Here is a 15,180-nt window from a genome sequence, read left to right on the forward strand (position 1 = left end):
TCAAGGTTTTTGAATGTAGGGAAAATCAATACTAGGGGAATCTCTTAGACTCAAAATCAATTCTTGGTAGACCTTGGCTTTTCCTTCAAGTTCCTCTTTGGTGATTCGATGGGTTCCTCCCACATGAAAAGGAGGCATATACCGCATATGACACAGGTAAGCAGTGGCTTCAAAAGGTCTGAGAAATTCCTCCATCGTGTAGCGGTTTCTTCCTTCAGCAGCATAAACTTCTTTGGATCCTCCTGAAGTGACCACATTCATTACGTATTTATTTCTTAGGAAGACTCCTCCCGGTCCATAAGCCCATCCGAACTCTAGTACCAGATCCATCCATTGTTTGAGTAGAGGAGGGCAGGAGTACCAATAGATGGGGTGGTGCCAGATGACCACTTCATACTCAAAAAGTATCTCCTGTTCTGCCTGAACATTAATGTCAAAATCTGGATATAAATCATACAAATCCCTGATGTGGACATGATCCAGGTGGCTGATGCTATTGATGAGAGCTTGATTGACATCCGATTGTTCAAATTTGGGATGAGCAAAAAGGATGAGGATTTTTCGCATAAATGGCTTTTAGGAAGAAATAGGACAATTCGATTTCTCAGAAATCAAATTAGAAAATCTGAAATCAAATCCATTCCCTCAAACCCGAAAAATACAACTCAACAAAAAATAAAGCCCCACATCGTGTTGATTGCGTGGGGCTTTGATCGATTTATTTTTCTTCCGAACTCGGTTTTTTCAAGACTAGGTAGAAGCAGTAAAGAGTCACTCCAATGATAAGTCCTTGAGTCACTAGAGAAAGCAGGAGGGCAGAAGTATTCATAGCTGTGATTTTTTACGGTTGAGTGAAGAGTACCAGACGATTCCCATAATTACCAAGAAAAGAAGGGCCAATTGGGTACGGGCCAGTCCCGAAAACCATTTTTTCTTCTCCAAAAACTCCTGCTGATTTGGATCAGCAACAAGCTGAGCATCCAGGTCAGCAAAGGTTAGTTTGGCAATCAGCGAACTTGCATCCAAGCTCCATCCTTGTCCTGAAAACAAGCTGGAAAGAGCCGCATTCCAGTCATTTCCCTGGGGTGTAACCAAGGCGCCAAGCAGGACCAAGAAAAGCAAAACCGGTGTGACGTACTTCATGATCCATTTGTAGGCAGATGGAATTCGGATATCCGCTCCACGATTAAGTTCTTCCCAGCCTTTGTTCATTCCGAAGATCCAGGTAAACAAGATTGTTTCAAGGAAAGCAAAAACCACCAAACTTACCGTTCCTGCCCAATAATCATACTCGTCAAAGTATCCATATTGGTAAAAGAGGACCGTAGGAATTCCCATGGCTAAGGCTATCAAGCCAAATGAGACAGCGCCTTTTACTTTGCCCCAACCAAATTCATCTTTCATAAAACCCATCCAAGGAGTGCCCATGGCCAAAGAAGAGGTGATCCCAGCGAAAAACAGCAGTCCAAACCAACACACTCCCGCAAAGGCTCCTATCAATGGTCCCCATTGTTGAAACAAATAGGGCATAGTCTGAAATGCCATTCCAAATCCGGCATTTTCCAATACCCAATCCAATCCCAAGAATCCTGCAGCAATCGGTATCACAATGGCACTTCCCAATACCACTTCCACCAGTTCATTGGTAAATCCTGCCGTGACTGAATTGAGCGCGATGTCTTCATTTTCTTTAAGGTAGGAGGCATAACATTGGATCGATCCCATGCCCACGGAAAGGGTGAAAAAAATCTGTCCGGCAGCAGCTAACCAAACTTTTGGATCTGCCAGGGAGCTATATTGTGGGGTCCATAGAAAATTGATCCCATCCCAAGCATCGGCATCTGGAAAAGCCTCAGAAGCAAAACTGTCTCCCATGGTCCAGCCTCGAACTGCCAGCAAAACTCCAAACAAAATAAGCAGAGGCATGCCGATCTTGGCTACTTTTTCTATTCCTCCAAGGCCTGTGGACAGGATGTACACATTGACACCCAAGACTAGGATATACACGATCATGGGGAAAAGAGGAATTCCAAAATCTGAGCCAGTTAAGAATACATAGTGATCAAAGAAAAGACTGATTTCTTCTTTGCCAAGTCCGGTGAAAGTACCGATCACACTATGAATGACATACATGAAAGTCCAGGATTCGATGTAGGTGTAATAGGCCACCACGGCAATATTGGTGAAGATCCCAAATACTCCAATATACTTCCAGTACCACTTTTGGCTCATGGAATCGAGGATGTAGGGGGTACTATGATTGCCCAACTTCCCACCGAATCTACCGATACTCCATTCGGTGAACAGTAAAGGAATTCCCATCAAGAGGAAGCAAATCAGATAGGGCAGGATGAAGGCACCTCCTCCGTTTTGCACGGCCTGAACCGGAAACCTTAGAAAATTTCCAAGACCGACTGCATTCCCTGCCATAGCTAAGATCAGCCCCGTACGCGAGCCCCAAGACTCTTTTTTCATAAAAACATCGATTAAATTAGAAAAGGACGGCCCAGAAATGGCCGCCCTTAGGGTTGGTTATAGGTGTTTTCGAATGATTTCGGCCCATTTTTCAGCCAATACAGATTCTCCAATCAAGTCAGAGAACAGGTCCTCATTGAAAATTTCCAAGAGAATCGATTTTTTAGTTGATGAAACATATTGTACCTCCAGGCCAATATGCTCTATTACTGATTTTTTTGATTCACCGACCTCCTTGGTCTTTTTGAGAACGCTTACCTTTTTGACTTCGGAAAGTGGAATGCAAAATGAAGTGGCTACCTCGCCGTCGTGATGGTATACCAGCACTTTTTTTGAGGTATCCAGACCAATGGCATATTGATGTCTCCAAGTTTCCATTTGGTCAGGATTAGCTCCGGCATTTTTCGCCGCTTCCTTAAGGTTTTGTGTAAGAAGGTTTTCTTTCTTTTTATTTTTCTGGAAATGATAGACAAAAGGTGCTGCAAATGCACTAAACAGCACCAATGACAGAACAGCTGTCACAGGATCGATAGAGATCATTATAGATGGATTTTAGGTGAAGATTTAATACTCATTTTGGGCGGAAAGCCCCGGAATAATGAGTTTCACCTACCAGGAGTAGAAAAATCTGATAAAAAATTGTTTGATATCCAGAAGGGCTCTCGACTTTTGAAAGAAAGAGGGAGCCAAATAAACAACACTTGTTGAAAAGAACTCTGGAATCCACTCTGAATTGAGCTTTGCACTCAATCTCCAATCTACTTCGAATGGGGGTGTTTTGAGGTTTTCAAATGTGGTGCGAAGGTGAAGGTCTGGTCCGGAGACCTCTTTCAAAAAGGTTTGACTTGACTTTCCTTCACTCTCGATGATGATTTTTGGCGGAAATGAAAACACAGCCACCATGCCAATCATCCAGCATAGACTGAGAAAGAAAGCAAATCGCTGTGTTTTCATTGTTGTCACCATAAATCAACCCCAAATGTAGCGGAATTGATTCCAATAAATTCTAGGATGGATTAAGGTTTTTTTAGAGGATAGATTTTTACTTCATCCAGGCCATTCAAAACTTCCAGCTTTTTCCAGGGTGATGTAGGAAAAATCAGGGAAGTCATTACGAGTTCACCGTCATTGACAAATACCTCGATAGAGGAAGCATCGAGAAAAATGCGTAGGTCTTTAGGCTTCCAACTCATAGGAGCAGAATGCGCCGCAGCAAAGTCAGGGTGAAAGTCCGCTCTGCCAGCCTGCCTTCTGTCAATAGTGACCAAGCCCATTTCTTTTGAGATCAGGATTTCCTCACCCATTTCATTGGAAAACCTGAGTTGGAAATTTTCATCACTTTCAACCTTTGCCAAGATCTCCATGGCTTCAGAGGGAAGCTTGGATTCCTTTTTGGAGACTGAAATCTCCTCTTGCCTTAGTGCCAGCAGTTCTTTAGCTGGAGCAGATTTGACCAATAAAGTACCATCCACATCAAATAGGCTGAGTTCCCTTGGAGTAGTCATGGCGGATCTCCAGGATTTGGTGGGGACCACTTGGGCATACAGCCAGTTACTCATCCATCCGATGAATAGGGTTCGGTTTTGTTCTTTGGGCAGATTAGCCCACGTAACTCCCGCATAATTGTCCGGTCCATAATCCAGCCAACGGATCATGGTGTCATCCGGGGTGAAGGTTCCATTCTGAAAATCTCCGATAAAGTATTGCGTGGCTGAACCATTTTGAGGACCACCGGGATTTAGACTGACCAGCAAAACCCATTTCTGCTTCCCATCGGGAGTAGTGAAAGGCAAGAGATCCGGACATTCCCAGACTCCACCATGTGCTCCAATTCCCTGTCCAAATTCGCTGAGCAGCCTCCATTCTTTCAGGTTTGGAGAACCAAAAAACTGGATTCGGTCCAATACCGCCAAAGTCATCACCCAGAGTTTGGTTCCGTCAGGCAGCGTTATTTGAGAAACTTTTGGATCCCTAAAGTCTTTAATTCCCTGATTAGGCAAGACTGGGTTTTTGTCGTATTTGATCCAGGTTCGGCCTTTGTCAAGTGAATAGGCTATAGCTTGTTTTTGATAGTCTTTCGCTCCGGATTTTTCACCTGCCATGTCGTGATAGGTGTAGATGGCTACCATAGGAGGATTTTCAGCAGTGCCTAGCCCTGAGGAGTTTTCCGAATCCACTACGGCACTTCCCGAAAAAATGTAACCTAAGCTATCCGGATAGATGGCTATCGGTAACTCTTTCCAATTGACCAAGTCATTGGATACTGCATGACCCCAATGCATAGGCCCCCATACAGTACTGTCCGGGTAATACTGAAAAAACAAATGATATTCTCCGTCCATGTAGATCAGTCCATTAGGATCATTCATCCAACCTTTAGTGGGCGTGAAATGATAAATTGGGCGAAAGGTTTCTAGGCCACTTGATTCAAAAGCAATTTCCTTTGGATTGGAACAAGCGGATAAAAGGAAAACGAATATGGAAAGGATCAATAATGCTTTTGTCATATCTTAAGAATTAGTAATCAGTGAAATAACTTGTTCGGGATACTCTTTTTGAATTTCAAGGCTAATGGAATAGGCTTTTTTCCTGTATTCTTCATTTGACCAAAAATCTTTTAAAGCTGCTTCAAATTTAGCAGGATTGAAATTATGAATGCTTGTTCCCAAAGGCCCCAATCCTTTGTGATGGATTAACCGATTCCAAAAATACTGATCCATGATATGAGGTACTATCAATTGTACTGCGCCTGATTTGGCAGCACTGTGAGTAGTGCCTGATCCTCCGTGATGAATAATCCCGTAAAGTTTGGGAAGCACCCAATCGTAGGGTATTTGATTTATGTAAAATATTCTTTCGGAAGTTCCCTCTATTTTTTCCAACCCACCCCAAGACAAATTTACCAAGGTAGGGATTCCCATTTTTTCCAAAAGTCCAAGGATAATTTTAGAGTATTCTTTTGGCTTGGGATTGGTCATGGATCCAAAAGTCAAAAGAATCGCTTTGGGAAATTTCTCAAGCCATTCGGTCAATTCAGACTCAGGGATATAGTCTTTCGTTTGATTTCTTGTCAAAAATCCAGTTATGTAGGCATTACAAGGCCAGTTTTCCGGCTTAGGAAATAAGACAGGAGATATTTGATAAATCGTTTTGAGTCCAAACATTTCAAATTCTTTGATGGATGTATTGGAAAAATCGACACCTGGAAAATTAGAAAAGTGAGGTTTGAGAAACTTTCGGAAAGAAAGATACCTCAACCCGTTGATCCAATCATAGGTCCTTAAATTCCAGTTGGGAGAAAAAGGCTTCCATTTGGAAAGTCCCAAGTGTGGGAAATCTGGACTGGGATGGACCAGACAGGGAACAGGTGTCAGCATCACATATTTTTCGGGCGAAGCCATTGCTGGTAGCGTACAATAGATCGCTTTCGAATGGAATAGGACTTGGTCTGGTTGAATTTCTGCAATGGCTTCCTTTTGTTGCCGAATCAGGTTTCCTTGAATTTGGAATGAATCTCTTATCAATCGAAAAAAGCTTAGAGATTTTTTAATAAAACCACCTCCACCACCCATGATAGACTTACCGGAACTGGAATCCAATAACTCCAAAAATCGCTCATCCAAGCCTCTAAAGTTAAATCCCAAACCTTCGGTTAGAAGCCTAAACTGCTCCGGAAACAAGCAGGTGATCTCATGACCATGGCTGGAAAGCAATTCTGCCTGTGCTAAGAAAGGCTCGATATCACCCCTCGTTCCAATAGAAATCAGGAGTATTTTCATAGAAGTTTTTTTAAATCTACTCAGGATAATAGTTTTGCAAGCGTTTTATCGTCTTTTTACAGATATGAAAGGAATCATTTTAGCCGGAGGGTCCGGTACAAGGTTATACCCACTTACCATCGCAGTCAGCAAGCAGCTGATGCCAGTCTATGACAAGCCGATGATTTATTATCCACTTTCGGTTTTGATGATGGCCGGGATTCGGGAGATTTTGATCATTACTACACCGGAAGATTCCTCAGCCTTTCAGAAGCTTTTAGGAGATGGATCTCAGGTGGGCTGCCGATTTGAATATGCCGTTCAGCCAAGTCCTGATGGGTTGGCACAGGCTTTTATCATTGGCGAAAGCTTCATTGGTAAGGACAAAGTTGCTCTAGTTTTGGGAGATAATATTTTTTATGGATCGGGCTTGCACAAGACCTTGCAGGAAAATACAAACCCGGATGGTGGAGTGGTTTTTGCCTACCATGTAAATGATCCCGAGCGATATGGGGTAGTGGAATTTGATGAGCATCAAAAGGCGATTTCGATTGAAGAAAAACCGGTTAACCCAAAGTCAAATTTTGCGGTTCCCGGTTTGTATTTTTATGATAATCAGGTGGTGGAGATAGCTAAAAATATTAAACCCAGTCCAAGAGGGGAATTGGAAATTACGGATGTAAACAATGAATACCTCAAGATGGGCAAGCTTCAGGTAGCCATATTGAATAGGGGAACGGCTTGGTTGGATACAGGAACGCATCAGTCCTTGCTTCAGGCCGCTCAGTTTGTGGAAGTGATTGAGGAGCGTCAAGGCTTAAAGATTGGTTGTATCGAGGAAATCGCCTACCGAAACGGCTTTATTGGCAAAGATGAACTGCTAAAAGCAGCCGAAAGACTTGGGAAAAGTGGTTATGGAGCTTATTTAAAGAGACTGATTAAATAAGAATTTTTGAGGTACAAGTGAAGCCCATGGATTTTCTGATCCATGGGCTTTTTTTTTCTATGATTCTTTACTTTTTGATGCAACCCATCTCTGCAAATTCCAATCTGTTGGTCGAGCATAAGGGAGACTTCCCTTGAGACTAAACCAACTAAATCATGAAAAAAGTAAAATTTTTGGGGTTTGCACTGATCCTATTTTCCTTCTTGGGGTCAGGCTGTGAAGACTCCACAGAAGATCCCGTTAATCCCTTAACCGCCGAGGCAGGGGAAGAACAAGAAGTTGAGGAAGGTTTTCAGACTGTTTTGGACGCAAGTCAATCGGTGAACTCTACCGGTCAGCCGATGTCGTATGAATGGAGACTGATCCAAAAGCCCGAAGGAGCTGAGGTGACAACTTCCAACTTGACCAAAGCCGCCGTCAACTTTTCGGCAAATAAAGTAGGAGATTATGTATTCGAGCTTATTGTGACTTATCAAAGTTGGAAAGCTACGGATCAGGTAGTTATACGAGTGAAAGAAGCCACAGAAGCGCGATTGGTTGCCAATGCAGGGGAGGATAGGTTTGCATCCTTGTCCCAAGAAGTTCAATTAAGTGCCTTGGGCTCCGTAAATGAGTTGGGAGGGGCCATGGAGTTTGTTTGGGAAATGATCCAAAAGCCTCAAGGCAGCCTGTCCCAAATCCGGTTTTCAGATGATGCAGTTACCTCTTTTATTCCGGATGCGATCGGTGAATATTTGATCAAACTCACCGTAAAAGTTGCTACCAAGACTTCATTTGACCTGATCAAAATTACTGTAGAGCAGGGTTCTGGATCTGAACATCAGCCTATCCTGATTCAAGCAGATATTACCTCAGATAGGGTTTTGACAGATGTATTTTTAAATGATCCTGACAAGCTGGATTACTTGGTGACTAAAGACGTTGTCGTTCGTGGAGCCAAGCTAACCATAGAACCTGGCGTAAGGATAGGATTTGAAGAAGGTACGGGCTTGATCATCGATCCCTCCGCATCGCTGAAAGCCTATACCTTAGATTTCAGCAACAAGACTATTGTTTTTCAGGGAAAGCAAGCACAGAAAGGGTATTGGGATGGTATCCAACTTCTTTCTCAAAATCCCATGGAATACATCAGCGGAATAGAAATCAGAGATGCAGGAAATCTCGGTTATGGGCTAAAGGTGGGACCGCAAACCAAACTCTTCTTAAATTTTTCCAAAATTCAGCATAATCTGGGAATTGGGATATGGTTTGATGATTCGTCCTACATCGTGGAATTTAAAGACAACACGATACGAGACAATGAAATAGCACCGCTGAAAATGCCCGCCAGATTAATCACCAGCATGTTTTTCGAAAATCAAATCCAAAATGGACCTATTCAGGTGACAGATGGGCGGATTTTCAATGGCTTGGATAATCATTGGCCAAATTTCAATGCCGAGTACGAGGTTTTGACCGATTTGGTAGTATACAACGGCTCCAATTTGATTATTTCTTCAGGCACCAAGGTTAATATGGCTGAAAATAAGTCTATCCGTGTCATCGGAGGTGCTTCATTGAAATTAATCGGAGAGGCCAACAGTCCGGTGAAAATCGAGAGCACATCCAAGCAAATGGGATCTTGGAAAGGAATATATATCGAGAATTCCCAGAACAATCCAAGTAGTATTCTATACTCCGAAATCCGTCACGCGGGAAGCGAACCCATAGAAGGGCAAGAGCCTTCCACTGTCAAGCTTGGAAATGGGGCTTACCTAAAAATGACTCGCTCGCTTTTGGCTCAAGGACGTGGAAACGGATTTGAAGCTTGGGTGGATGGGATTAGGCTTGAGTTTAAAGAGAATGCGATTAAGAGCCATTTGGGTCGTCCAATTGTAGTAGGAGCCGAGTTAGTAGAATATTTGGATTATCTGACGGTGATGGAGGACAATACAATTCAGGAAGTAGCTGTGGACGGATTCAAGCCACTCATCAAGACAACTGGAGAAATCATTTGGAATGGGTTTCTGAATCAAGTGCCTTATGTCATACGTGGGCTAGGTAAAAATCTAACCATACAATCCGGCCTGAGAATCAAAGCTGGCGCCATTATCAAAATGCAACCAGCCAGTAAAATAGAGGTGAAGAATGCGAATGGTTCCTTGGGCTATTTGGCTATCGAAGGCTTGGCTGGGAGACCGGTTGTGATTCAAGGTACCAATGAAACTACAGGTAGCTGGGATGGGATCCTGTACTCCACCAATAATACCCAGAATATGATTCAGCACGCTGAAATTCTTCATGCCGGGCGCTTGGTTCCCAATCAAGTAACTGCCGCCGTTAGGGTGAACCATTTGCCACAGGCTTCTTTGGTCATGCAACAGGTTAAAATTGCATTCACCGGACTCCATGGAATTGCCATCAAAAAAGATTTTAGAGATTTATTGAGGACTTCAGGAATGGCTTTTGAAGAAATAGGTGGTGAAGAAATTTTTACTTGGGAATAATCCAAAGTTTAAATCCTAAAAAGGCCTCTGCTTATCAAGCAGAGGCCTTTTTATTCATAATGACTAGAGGATCTGTACCTCAAGATTCATACAGCCCATGCCGGGATAGAAAATCCGTCACATGCTTGCCCGATAAAGGCTTGGAAATGTAGTCCAAAACCTCAGGATAGGAAAAAGCCTTTTCTTTATCAGAGGTATCTATGGAACTGGTAATGATGGAGATTAAAAACTTTTCCTTTACGGAATTCTCAAGTTTGCAAAACTCGTCGAGAAAATCCCATCCATCCATGATCGGCATATTGATATCCAGCAGTACCAGGATAGGTTCAGACGTCAGTTTTATCTTGTTTTGCTGAATTCTGGAAAAGATTTCTTCAATTGCATCTTTTCCGTTTTCAAATTGGGAGACTTCCTTTGTAAACTCGATCGATTTCAGAATTTTTTTTCCAACCATTCGGACGATAGCATCATCATCAATAAAAAATATCTCGCTTATCTTAAATAGACTCATTTTTGATCAAAATATTTATGCAAAAATAGTGGATTTCTCCAATTAAAAATTGGATAAGTATACAACGAACTGTAATTGGCGAAATAATTTTTATAAATCCATTGGTTTTGCATGCAAAAGCTGGAATAAAAAAGGCCTATTCCATAAGTATAGGCCTCTAAAAGCAACAAAAAAAGCCATAAAGAAAATATTAATTCTCAAAGTGCTGAAAACGAAGCAGCCGCTGTAATTGAACTCTTGCCCTGCTCAGTTGTGACTTAGAGGTATTTTCCGAAATGCAGAGTTGCTTACCGATCTCTTCATGGCTTAATCCTTCCAAAACAAACAACTCAAAAACTTTTCGATAGCCTGCCGGTAAAAGCTGCATGGTATTGATCAAATCTTCCCAATACAAAAAGTCCTCTGGTCCTGCTTGGTTTGCAGCGGCATTTATCCGTTCCAAATCCGAATCTTTTTTCCATTGGGATTCTTTTTCCAGGTGCATGAGGCATTCATTGACCACGATTCTCCTGATCCACCCTTCAAAACTTCCGCTCTGCCTGAATTGCCCTATACGACAAAATACTTTTCTAAAAGCTTCAAGCAGGACATCCTCTGCAGCAGCGCTGTCTTTGATATACCGGAGACAAATTCCCAGCATTTTGGGATAGAGTCTGTCAAATAGTTCCCTCTGTGTGCGTGGATTTTGGGCTAGGCAGCCAGAGAACAATTGATCAATGGGGAGGTGCCGAAGAGGTTCGGCCAAAATTTGGTTTACCAATGTGGTTTTCATAATAGATAGTTGGATAGTTTTCAAAAGTTGGTTTCATTCTCAAAAAGGGACATTGGTTGATAGGTTTATCACGTTATTCCCTGAGGTAAAGATGTGATTGGAGCATCACATGAATGTGTGGTTTTTTGAGCTAATTCTTCTTGGGCAGAAGTTTTCTCAATGGTAGATTTTTTCTCTTCACGCCCAAGACACACCGTTAGGGCCCAGAGCAGCAATGTTATTTTCCAAAAAGTCTTCATGGTCTTGATTATCAATAAGAACAAGACAAAATTGCTTCAAAAAACAACCTGTGTAAATCACATAAATGGGTGGAAAATGGAGGAAATCGACCCGGAAATTCCAAAATATGTGAGTCGGATTAGGTTAAAAAAAAGACCTGCCGGATTTCTAAAACCCGGCAGGTCTGATACCTTGTGATCCACTGGTCAATATCCGGAAAATCACACCAATTTGTCCCGGAATGCTTTTGCGACTGCTTCACTTTTTGAATTGACGTGGAGCTTTTCGTAGATCTTTTTAATATGAGAGCGGACCGTATCCATCGCGATAAACATCTCTGCGGCGATCATTTTGTAGGAATACCCATTGACCAATAGCTGGAGCACTTGCTTTTCCCTGTCGGAAAGATTGTAATCCTTGTCGGCAGGCAAATTCATTTGAGAAAACATCTTTAATACCTGTGCCGCCACAGAAGCAGTCATGGGAGCTCCGCCCGTAGAAGCTTCCTGGATATATTCCAAAAGCCGGGCGGGAGGAGTTTTCTTCAAAATATAGCCATTTGCACCATTTTGGAGTGCCTGAAAAATATTCTTATGGTCGTCAAATACGGTCAGCATCAAAACTTTGACTTCATCATCTGTCTCTCGGATCCGTTTTAGTCCTTCGAGCCCATTGACTACGGGCATATCAATGTCCATCAGGATCACATCCGGTCGAAAAGTTTTGACTTCATGTGCCACATTGGAGCAGTTTTTAAATGCAGCCAACACACTAAAACCCTCACTGCCATCGATCAACATGGTCAATCCTTCCCTCAGTTGGGCATTGTCTTCATAGATCAGCAGTTTTATCATGGCATTTTTTTGATGATTCAAAATTAGTGGGCTATCGCTTGCGCCTCAATCACATATTGATGTGGAATTACAGATTAATTCTCAATATCAATTCGGTTCCTTCTGTCGGTTTGGAATTGATAGTCAGGGTACCACTTAGATTGGCAGCCCGCTTATTCATATTCTCCAGCCCATTTCCTTCATCCAAGTCTTTTAAGTCAAAACCCACTCCGTAATCTTTTATTTTCATGGTAAAAAGATTTTTTTCCAAGGTGAATGAAATGAAAACTCTTTTGGCTTTAGAATATTTCGCCGCATTGTTGATTCCTTCCTTGAAGATCAAGAACAGATCTCTTCTGGCATCCATGCTGAGCTTCATGCCCAGGACTTTTTCATCAATCTCCATGTTGAAAAAAATATCCTTGCTTTCCAGGACTTGATTGGCAAATTCCCTCATCCTTGCGATCAGTTTTTCCATGGTGTCATTCTGGGGCTTGATACTCCAGACGATGTCATCCATGGCTTCCATCATCCGCTGACTGTTTTCGGAAATTTTGGAGATGTATTCGCTCGATTTGGCTGGATCCGTTCCAATTTTGGTTTTGGCCATGGAACTGAGAATGTTGATGGTGCTCAGGGTCGAGCCCATGTCATCGTGGAGATCACGCGCCAGGCGGCTTCGGATTTTGACAACTTCCAAAATCCGATTTACATGCAGCCTATATATGAGATAAACGATTCCTAAAAATACAATTCCCAAAAACACTTTGAACCACCAAGTCTGCACAAGACTAGGGTTGATCTCGAAGGCATAGATTGCAGGTTGGGACACCACACCCGATTCATTCACACTTCTTACTTCAAACTGGTATTCTCCTGGTGGAAGAAGAGAATACACGGCCTGAAAATTCGTATTTGCCATGATCCAATCCGTTTCAACTCCCACCAATCGATATTGGTATGTAAATCTGTCCTGGATTGAAAAATTGAGAATGTTAAAATCAAAGGTTAGGCTATTCTCTTGAGAAGTAAACTTTCTCCTTATTTCTGACAATGTCCCATCACCTATGTATTCACCAAAAAGCTCGATACTGGTGATCGTCGGAATGGGAGGAGGGAGGTTTCTGGCAAATTGTCTAGGATCAAAAATGAGGATTCCGTTATTGCTCACAAAAGCCAATTCTCCGTTGGAAAATCGGGTTCCACTTCTGCCATCGTTTGGAATGTTGGAGAAGAAATGATTTTTCCCGAAAGAGTAAAACGTGTTAGTCTGCACATCAAATCGGGTCATTCCATTCGGAGTATAAATCCACACTAAGCCATCAGCATCTATTTCCATTCCGAAAATGGTGTTGCTGAGTAATCCATTGGAGTATGAGAATACTTCATTTTGGCCTGTTCGGAGATTGTATTTGTTTAATAACTCGAATCCTATCAGGAAAATACTGTCATTTACTTGCAGGAGCCGTTCGTTGTTGTTCGAATTCAGTAGGGTATTATCCAGGTGTCGGAGAATTTTTCCTTCCTGAAGATCAAGTTCGTATACACCTTCATTGGTTGTGGTTACCCAGAGATGTTGATCTCTGCTGATCATGAGTTTGGGAATTCTTCCCTGAAATTTGCGGTATCTGCGAAATCCTGACTTGTCTATTCCTTTTCCTTCATACTTGATAATACTCCCGCTTTGGGTTCCAAACCATAGGTTTCCATTTTGATCCTCTGCAATTGTCCTGATGGTGGATCCTTCAAAGGCTTCGGGATAAATAAAGTGTACTTTTCTTGAATCCAATTCAATAACCTGTAATAGCCCTTTTTGAAGAGCTACCCAAACGACATTGCGCTTTTTATCATGATGTAGATCCCAGACCTGGTAGGATTCGATGCCCTTAGGCGCACCTTGGTACATCCATTTTGTATCTAATTCCCCGACCAGGGGTTTTATTATTCCAATTCCTTTGCCCCAGCTTCCCAGCCAGACGCTTGTATCCCCGCGATGGATTACTTCTTCTATGGCTTGATATTCAAAGTTTCCGTTTTCGATAGTTCGCTCCAAGAAATAAATACTGGGTGTATCAAAGTGCAGGAAGTAAAGTCCCGCATCGGTAGCCATCCAAATGCCACCTGCTTCGTCCCAAAGAAGTTTGGAGATTTTATCAAACTGGATATCGCTCTGAATCAAAGGGCTAAACTTTTTTGATCTTCGGTCAAAACTTGCCAGCGTTTGAATTCCGTACCTCCAAATTTCAGCATGGGGTAATTCAAGGCTTCCATAAGCTTCCTGATAATTGTCGTTGGGGGGAGCAATCTCGCTTTTGTGATTTCTCCAGAACTTCGTGAGTGCATCGTAAGAAAGTAACCTTTCATCCGGAGCCCAGTAATTGATCCAAAAGATGCCTTCTGAGTCCTCATACACATTAAACACATAACTCAGATCTGGTTTTTTGAGCACTTCCAGTCCGAGGGGATTGGAGTCATGGGTGTAGATCGCCCCATTTTGAGGATCATAGACACTGATTCCTTCAATGTTGCTTACCCAATACCGTCCCTTTTTGTCTTCAAAAATCGACCTTGGTCTCCACCCATCGGGAATTTTGATTGGGAGATTTTGGTCCGTGATTTTTCCGTTTTTTTGATCGATCCAAAGGAGCTTATTGTTAAAGAGGATCACAAAAAGGTTTCCTTGCCTATCCATCCAAAGAGATTCACCCTGGAATCGATTTTCATTTTTTTCAAATGGAACAGGGGAGAACTCTTGCTTTTCAGGAATGTAAGTGCCGTATTGATCGCCTACCCGCAACCACATTTTTCCATCAAGATCCACCAAAATCTCCGAAATAGATTGGGCGGGCAGACGTCCCTGGGGAGTGTCCATCTGATAGGTCATGAATTTTCGCCCATCAAAACGCTGTAGCCCATTAGAACTCCCGACCCATAGGTAATTATGCTTGTCTTTGAATACCGTCAAGACCTGATTGGAAGCCAATCCCTCTGTTGTGCCCAATCGGGTTACATAAAATCGTTTGGTCTCTGCCTTCAGCATCCAGCAGCTTAGAAACAACAGAAGAAGTAAAAGTGATTTTTTCATTTTGTTAGGTTAAAAATAGGCTTTTAAGGAAATTTTTTGGTCTAGAATAGCATCAAATCACATGATTATGTGGTCATGGGCCAAGCAACCAAAAC

Annotated in this window: 12 protein-coding genes; 2 read left to right on the forward strand and 10 right to left on the reverse strand. The window is 42.4% G+C overall.

Annotated features, from left to right (window positions below; genetic code table 11):
- From DDT91_RS13455 to DDT91_RS13480, 6 genes are all read right to left on the reverse strand, one after another.
- On the reverse strand, positions 1-567 hold the full coding sequence (locus tag DDT91_RS13455) for an NAD(P)H-dependent oxidoreductase (RefSeq protein WP_187176714.1): 567 nt from the start codon (positions 565-567) through the stop codon (positions 1-3).
- 258 nt (positions 568-825) lie between these two features.
- Entirely contained in the window at positions 826-2,475 is a 1,650-nt protein-coding gene (locus tag DDT91_RS13460) for a sodium:calcium symporter (RefSeq protein ID WP_187176715.1), read from the reverse strand.
- A 57-nt stretch (positions 2,476-2,532) separates the two neighbouring features.
- Positions 2,533-3,015 (reverse strand): hypothetical protein, encoded by a 483-nt coding sequence (locus DDT91_RS13465; protein ID WP_187176716.1) that lies wholly within the window; start codon positions 3,013-3,015, stop codon positions 2,533-2,535.
- Between the two features lie 69 nt (positions 3,016-3,084).
- Positions 3,085-3,429, reverse strand: a complete 345-nt coding sequence (locus tag DDT91_RS13470; RefSeq protein ID WP_187176717.1) for a hypothetical protein — start codon at positions 3,427-3,429, stop codon at positions 3,085-3,087.
- A gap of 62 nt (positions 3,430-3,491) precedes the next feature.
- On the reverse strand, positions 3,492-4,982 hold the full coding sequence (locus DDT91_RS13475) for a glycoside hydrolase family 32 protein (RefSeq protein WP_187176718.1): 1,491 nt from the start codon (positions 4,980-4,982) through the stop codon (positions 3,492-3,494).
- Positions 4,983-4,985: 3 nt separating this feature from the next.
- Entirely contained in the window at positions 4,986-6,254 is a 1,269-nt protein-coding gene (locus DDT91_RS13480) for a glycosyltransferase (RefSeq protein ID WP_187176719.1), read from the reverse strand.
- A 64-nt stretch (positions 6,255-6,318) separates the two neighbouring features.
- Here DDT91_RS13480 and rfbA point away from each other — a divergent pair, with 64 nt between their 5' ends.
- Together rfbA and DDT91_RS13490 are read left to right on the forward strand one after the other, a co-directional pair.
- Positions 6,319-7,179: a glucose-1-phosphate thymidylyltransferase RfbA gene (gene rfbA / locus DDT91_RS13485; protein ID WP_187176720.1), complete on the forward strand. Its 861-nt coding sequence runs from the start codon at positions 6,319-6,321 to the stop codon at positions 7,177-7,179.
- A gap of 155 nt (positions 7,180-7,334) precedes the next feature.
- Entirely contained in the window at positions 7,335-9,665 is a 2,331-nt protein-coding gene (locus DDT91_RS13490; RefSeq protein WP_187176721.1) for a hypothetical protein, read from the forward strand.
- A 79-nt stretch (positions 9,666-9,744) separates the two neighbouring features.
- On the opposite strand, the gene DDT91_RS13495 is transcribed toward DDT91_RS13490, so the two are convergent.
- From DDT91_RS13495 to DDT91_RS13510, 4 genes are all read right to left on the reverse strand, one after another.
- Entirely contained in the window at positions 9,745-10,176 is a 432-nt protein-coding gene (locus DDT91_RS13495) for a response regulator (RefSeq protein ID WP_187176722.1), read from the reverse strand.
- 190 nt (positions 10,177-10,366) lie between these two features.
- The gene (locus DDT91_RS13500; RefSeq protein WP_187176723.1) at positions 10,367-10,948 is read right to left on the reverse strand and encodes an RNA polymerase sigma factor; all 582 of its coding nucleotides are present in this window, start codon (positions 10,946-10,948) and stop codon (positions 10,367-10,369) included.
- 440 nt (positions 10,949-11,388) lie between these two features.
- Positions 11,389-12,021 (reverse strand): response regulator transcription factor, encoded by a 633-nt coding sequence (locus tag DDT91_RS13505; protein ID WP_187176724.1) that lies wholly within the window; start codon positions 12,019-12,021, stop codon positions 11,389-11,391.
- A 67-nt stretch (positions 12,022-12,088) separates the two neighbouring features.
- Positions 12,089-15,085 carry a two-component regulator propeller domain-containing protein gene (locus tag DDT91_RS13510; RefSeq protein WP_187176725.1) on the reverse strand — a complete coding sequence of 999 codons (2,997 nt, stop codon included), beginning with the start codon at positions 15,083-15,085 and terminating at the stop codon, positions 12,089-12,091.
- Between the last annotated feature and the right edge of the window lie 95 nt (positions 15,086-15,180).

It is taken from the genome of Algoriphagus sp. AK58 (assembly GCF_014324365.1).
Classification (GTDB): Bacteria; Bacteroidota; Bacteroidia; order Cytophagales; family Cyclobacteriaceae; genus Algoriphagus.

What these genes read in the sequence shown, in the direction of transcription:
- DDT91_RS13455 (WP_187176714.1), bottom strand. Translation starts at nt 567, where the DNA reads ATGCGAAAAATCCTCATCCTTTTTGCTCATCCCAAATTTGAACAATCG.
- DDT91_RS13460 (WP_187176715.1), bottom strand. Translation starts at nt 2,475, where the DNA reads ATGAAAAAAGAGTCTTGGGGCTCGCGTACGGGGCTGATCTTAGCTATG.
- DDT91_RS13465 (WP_187176716.1), bottom strand. Translation starts at nt 3,015, where the DNA reads ATGATCTCTATCGATCCTGTGACAGCTGTTCTGTCATTGGTGCTGTTT.
- DDT91_RS13470 (WP_187176717.1), bottom strand. Translation starts at nt 3,429, where the DNA reads ATGAAAACACAGCGATTTGCTTTCTTTCTCAGTCTATGCTGGATGATT.
- DDT91_RS13475 (WP_187176718.1), bottom strand. Translation starts at nt 4,982, where the DNA reads ATGACAAAAGCATTATTGATCCTTTCCATATTCGTTTTCCTTTTATCC.
- DDT91_RS13480 (WP_187176719.1), bottom strand. Translation starts at nt 6,254, where the DNA reads ATGAAAATACTCCTGATTTCTATTGGAACGAGGGGTGATATCGAGCCT.
- rfbA (WP_187176720.1), top strand. Translation starts at nt 6,319, where the DNA reads ATGAAAGGAATCATTTTAGCCGGAGGGTCCGGTACAAGGTTATACCCA.
- DDT91_RS13490 (WP_187176721.1), top strand. Translation starts at nt 7,335, where the DNA reads ATGAAAAAAGTAAAATTTTTGGGGTTTGCACTGATCCTATTTTCCTTC.
- DDT91_RS13495 (WP_187176722.1), bottom strand. Translation starts at nt 10,176, where the DNA reads ATGAGTCTATTTAAGATAAGCGAGATATTTTTTATTGATGATGATGCT.
- DDT91_RS13500 (WP_187176723.1), bottom strand. Translation starts at nt 10,948, where the DNA reads ATGAAAACCACATTGGTAAACCAAATTTTGGCCGAACCTCTTCGGCAC.
- DDT91_RS13505 (WP_187176724.1), bottom strand. Translation starts at nt 12,021, where the DNA reads ATGATAAAACTGCTGATCTATGAAGACAATGCCCAACTGAGGGAAGGA.
- DDT91_RS13510 (WP_187176725.1), bottom strand. Translation starts at nt 15,085, where the DNA reads ATGAAAAAATCACTTTTACTTCTTCTGTTGTTTCTAAGCTGCTGGATG.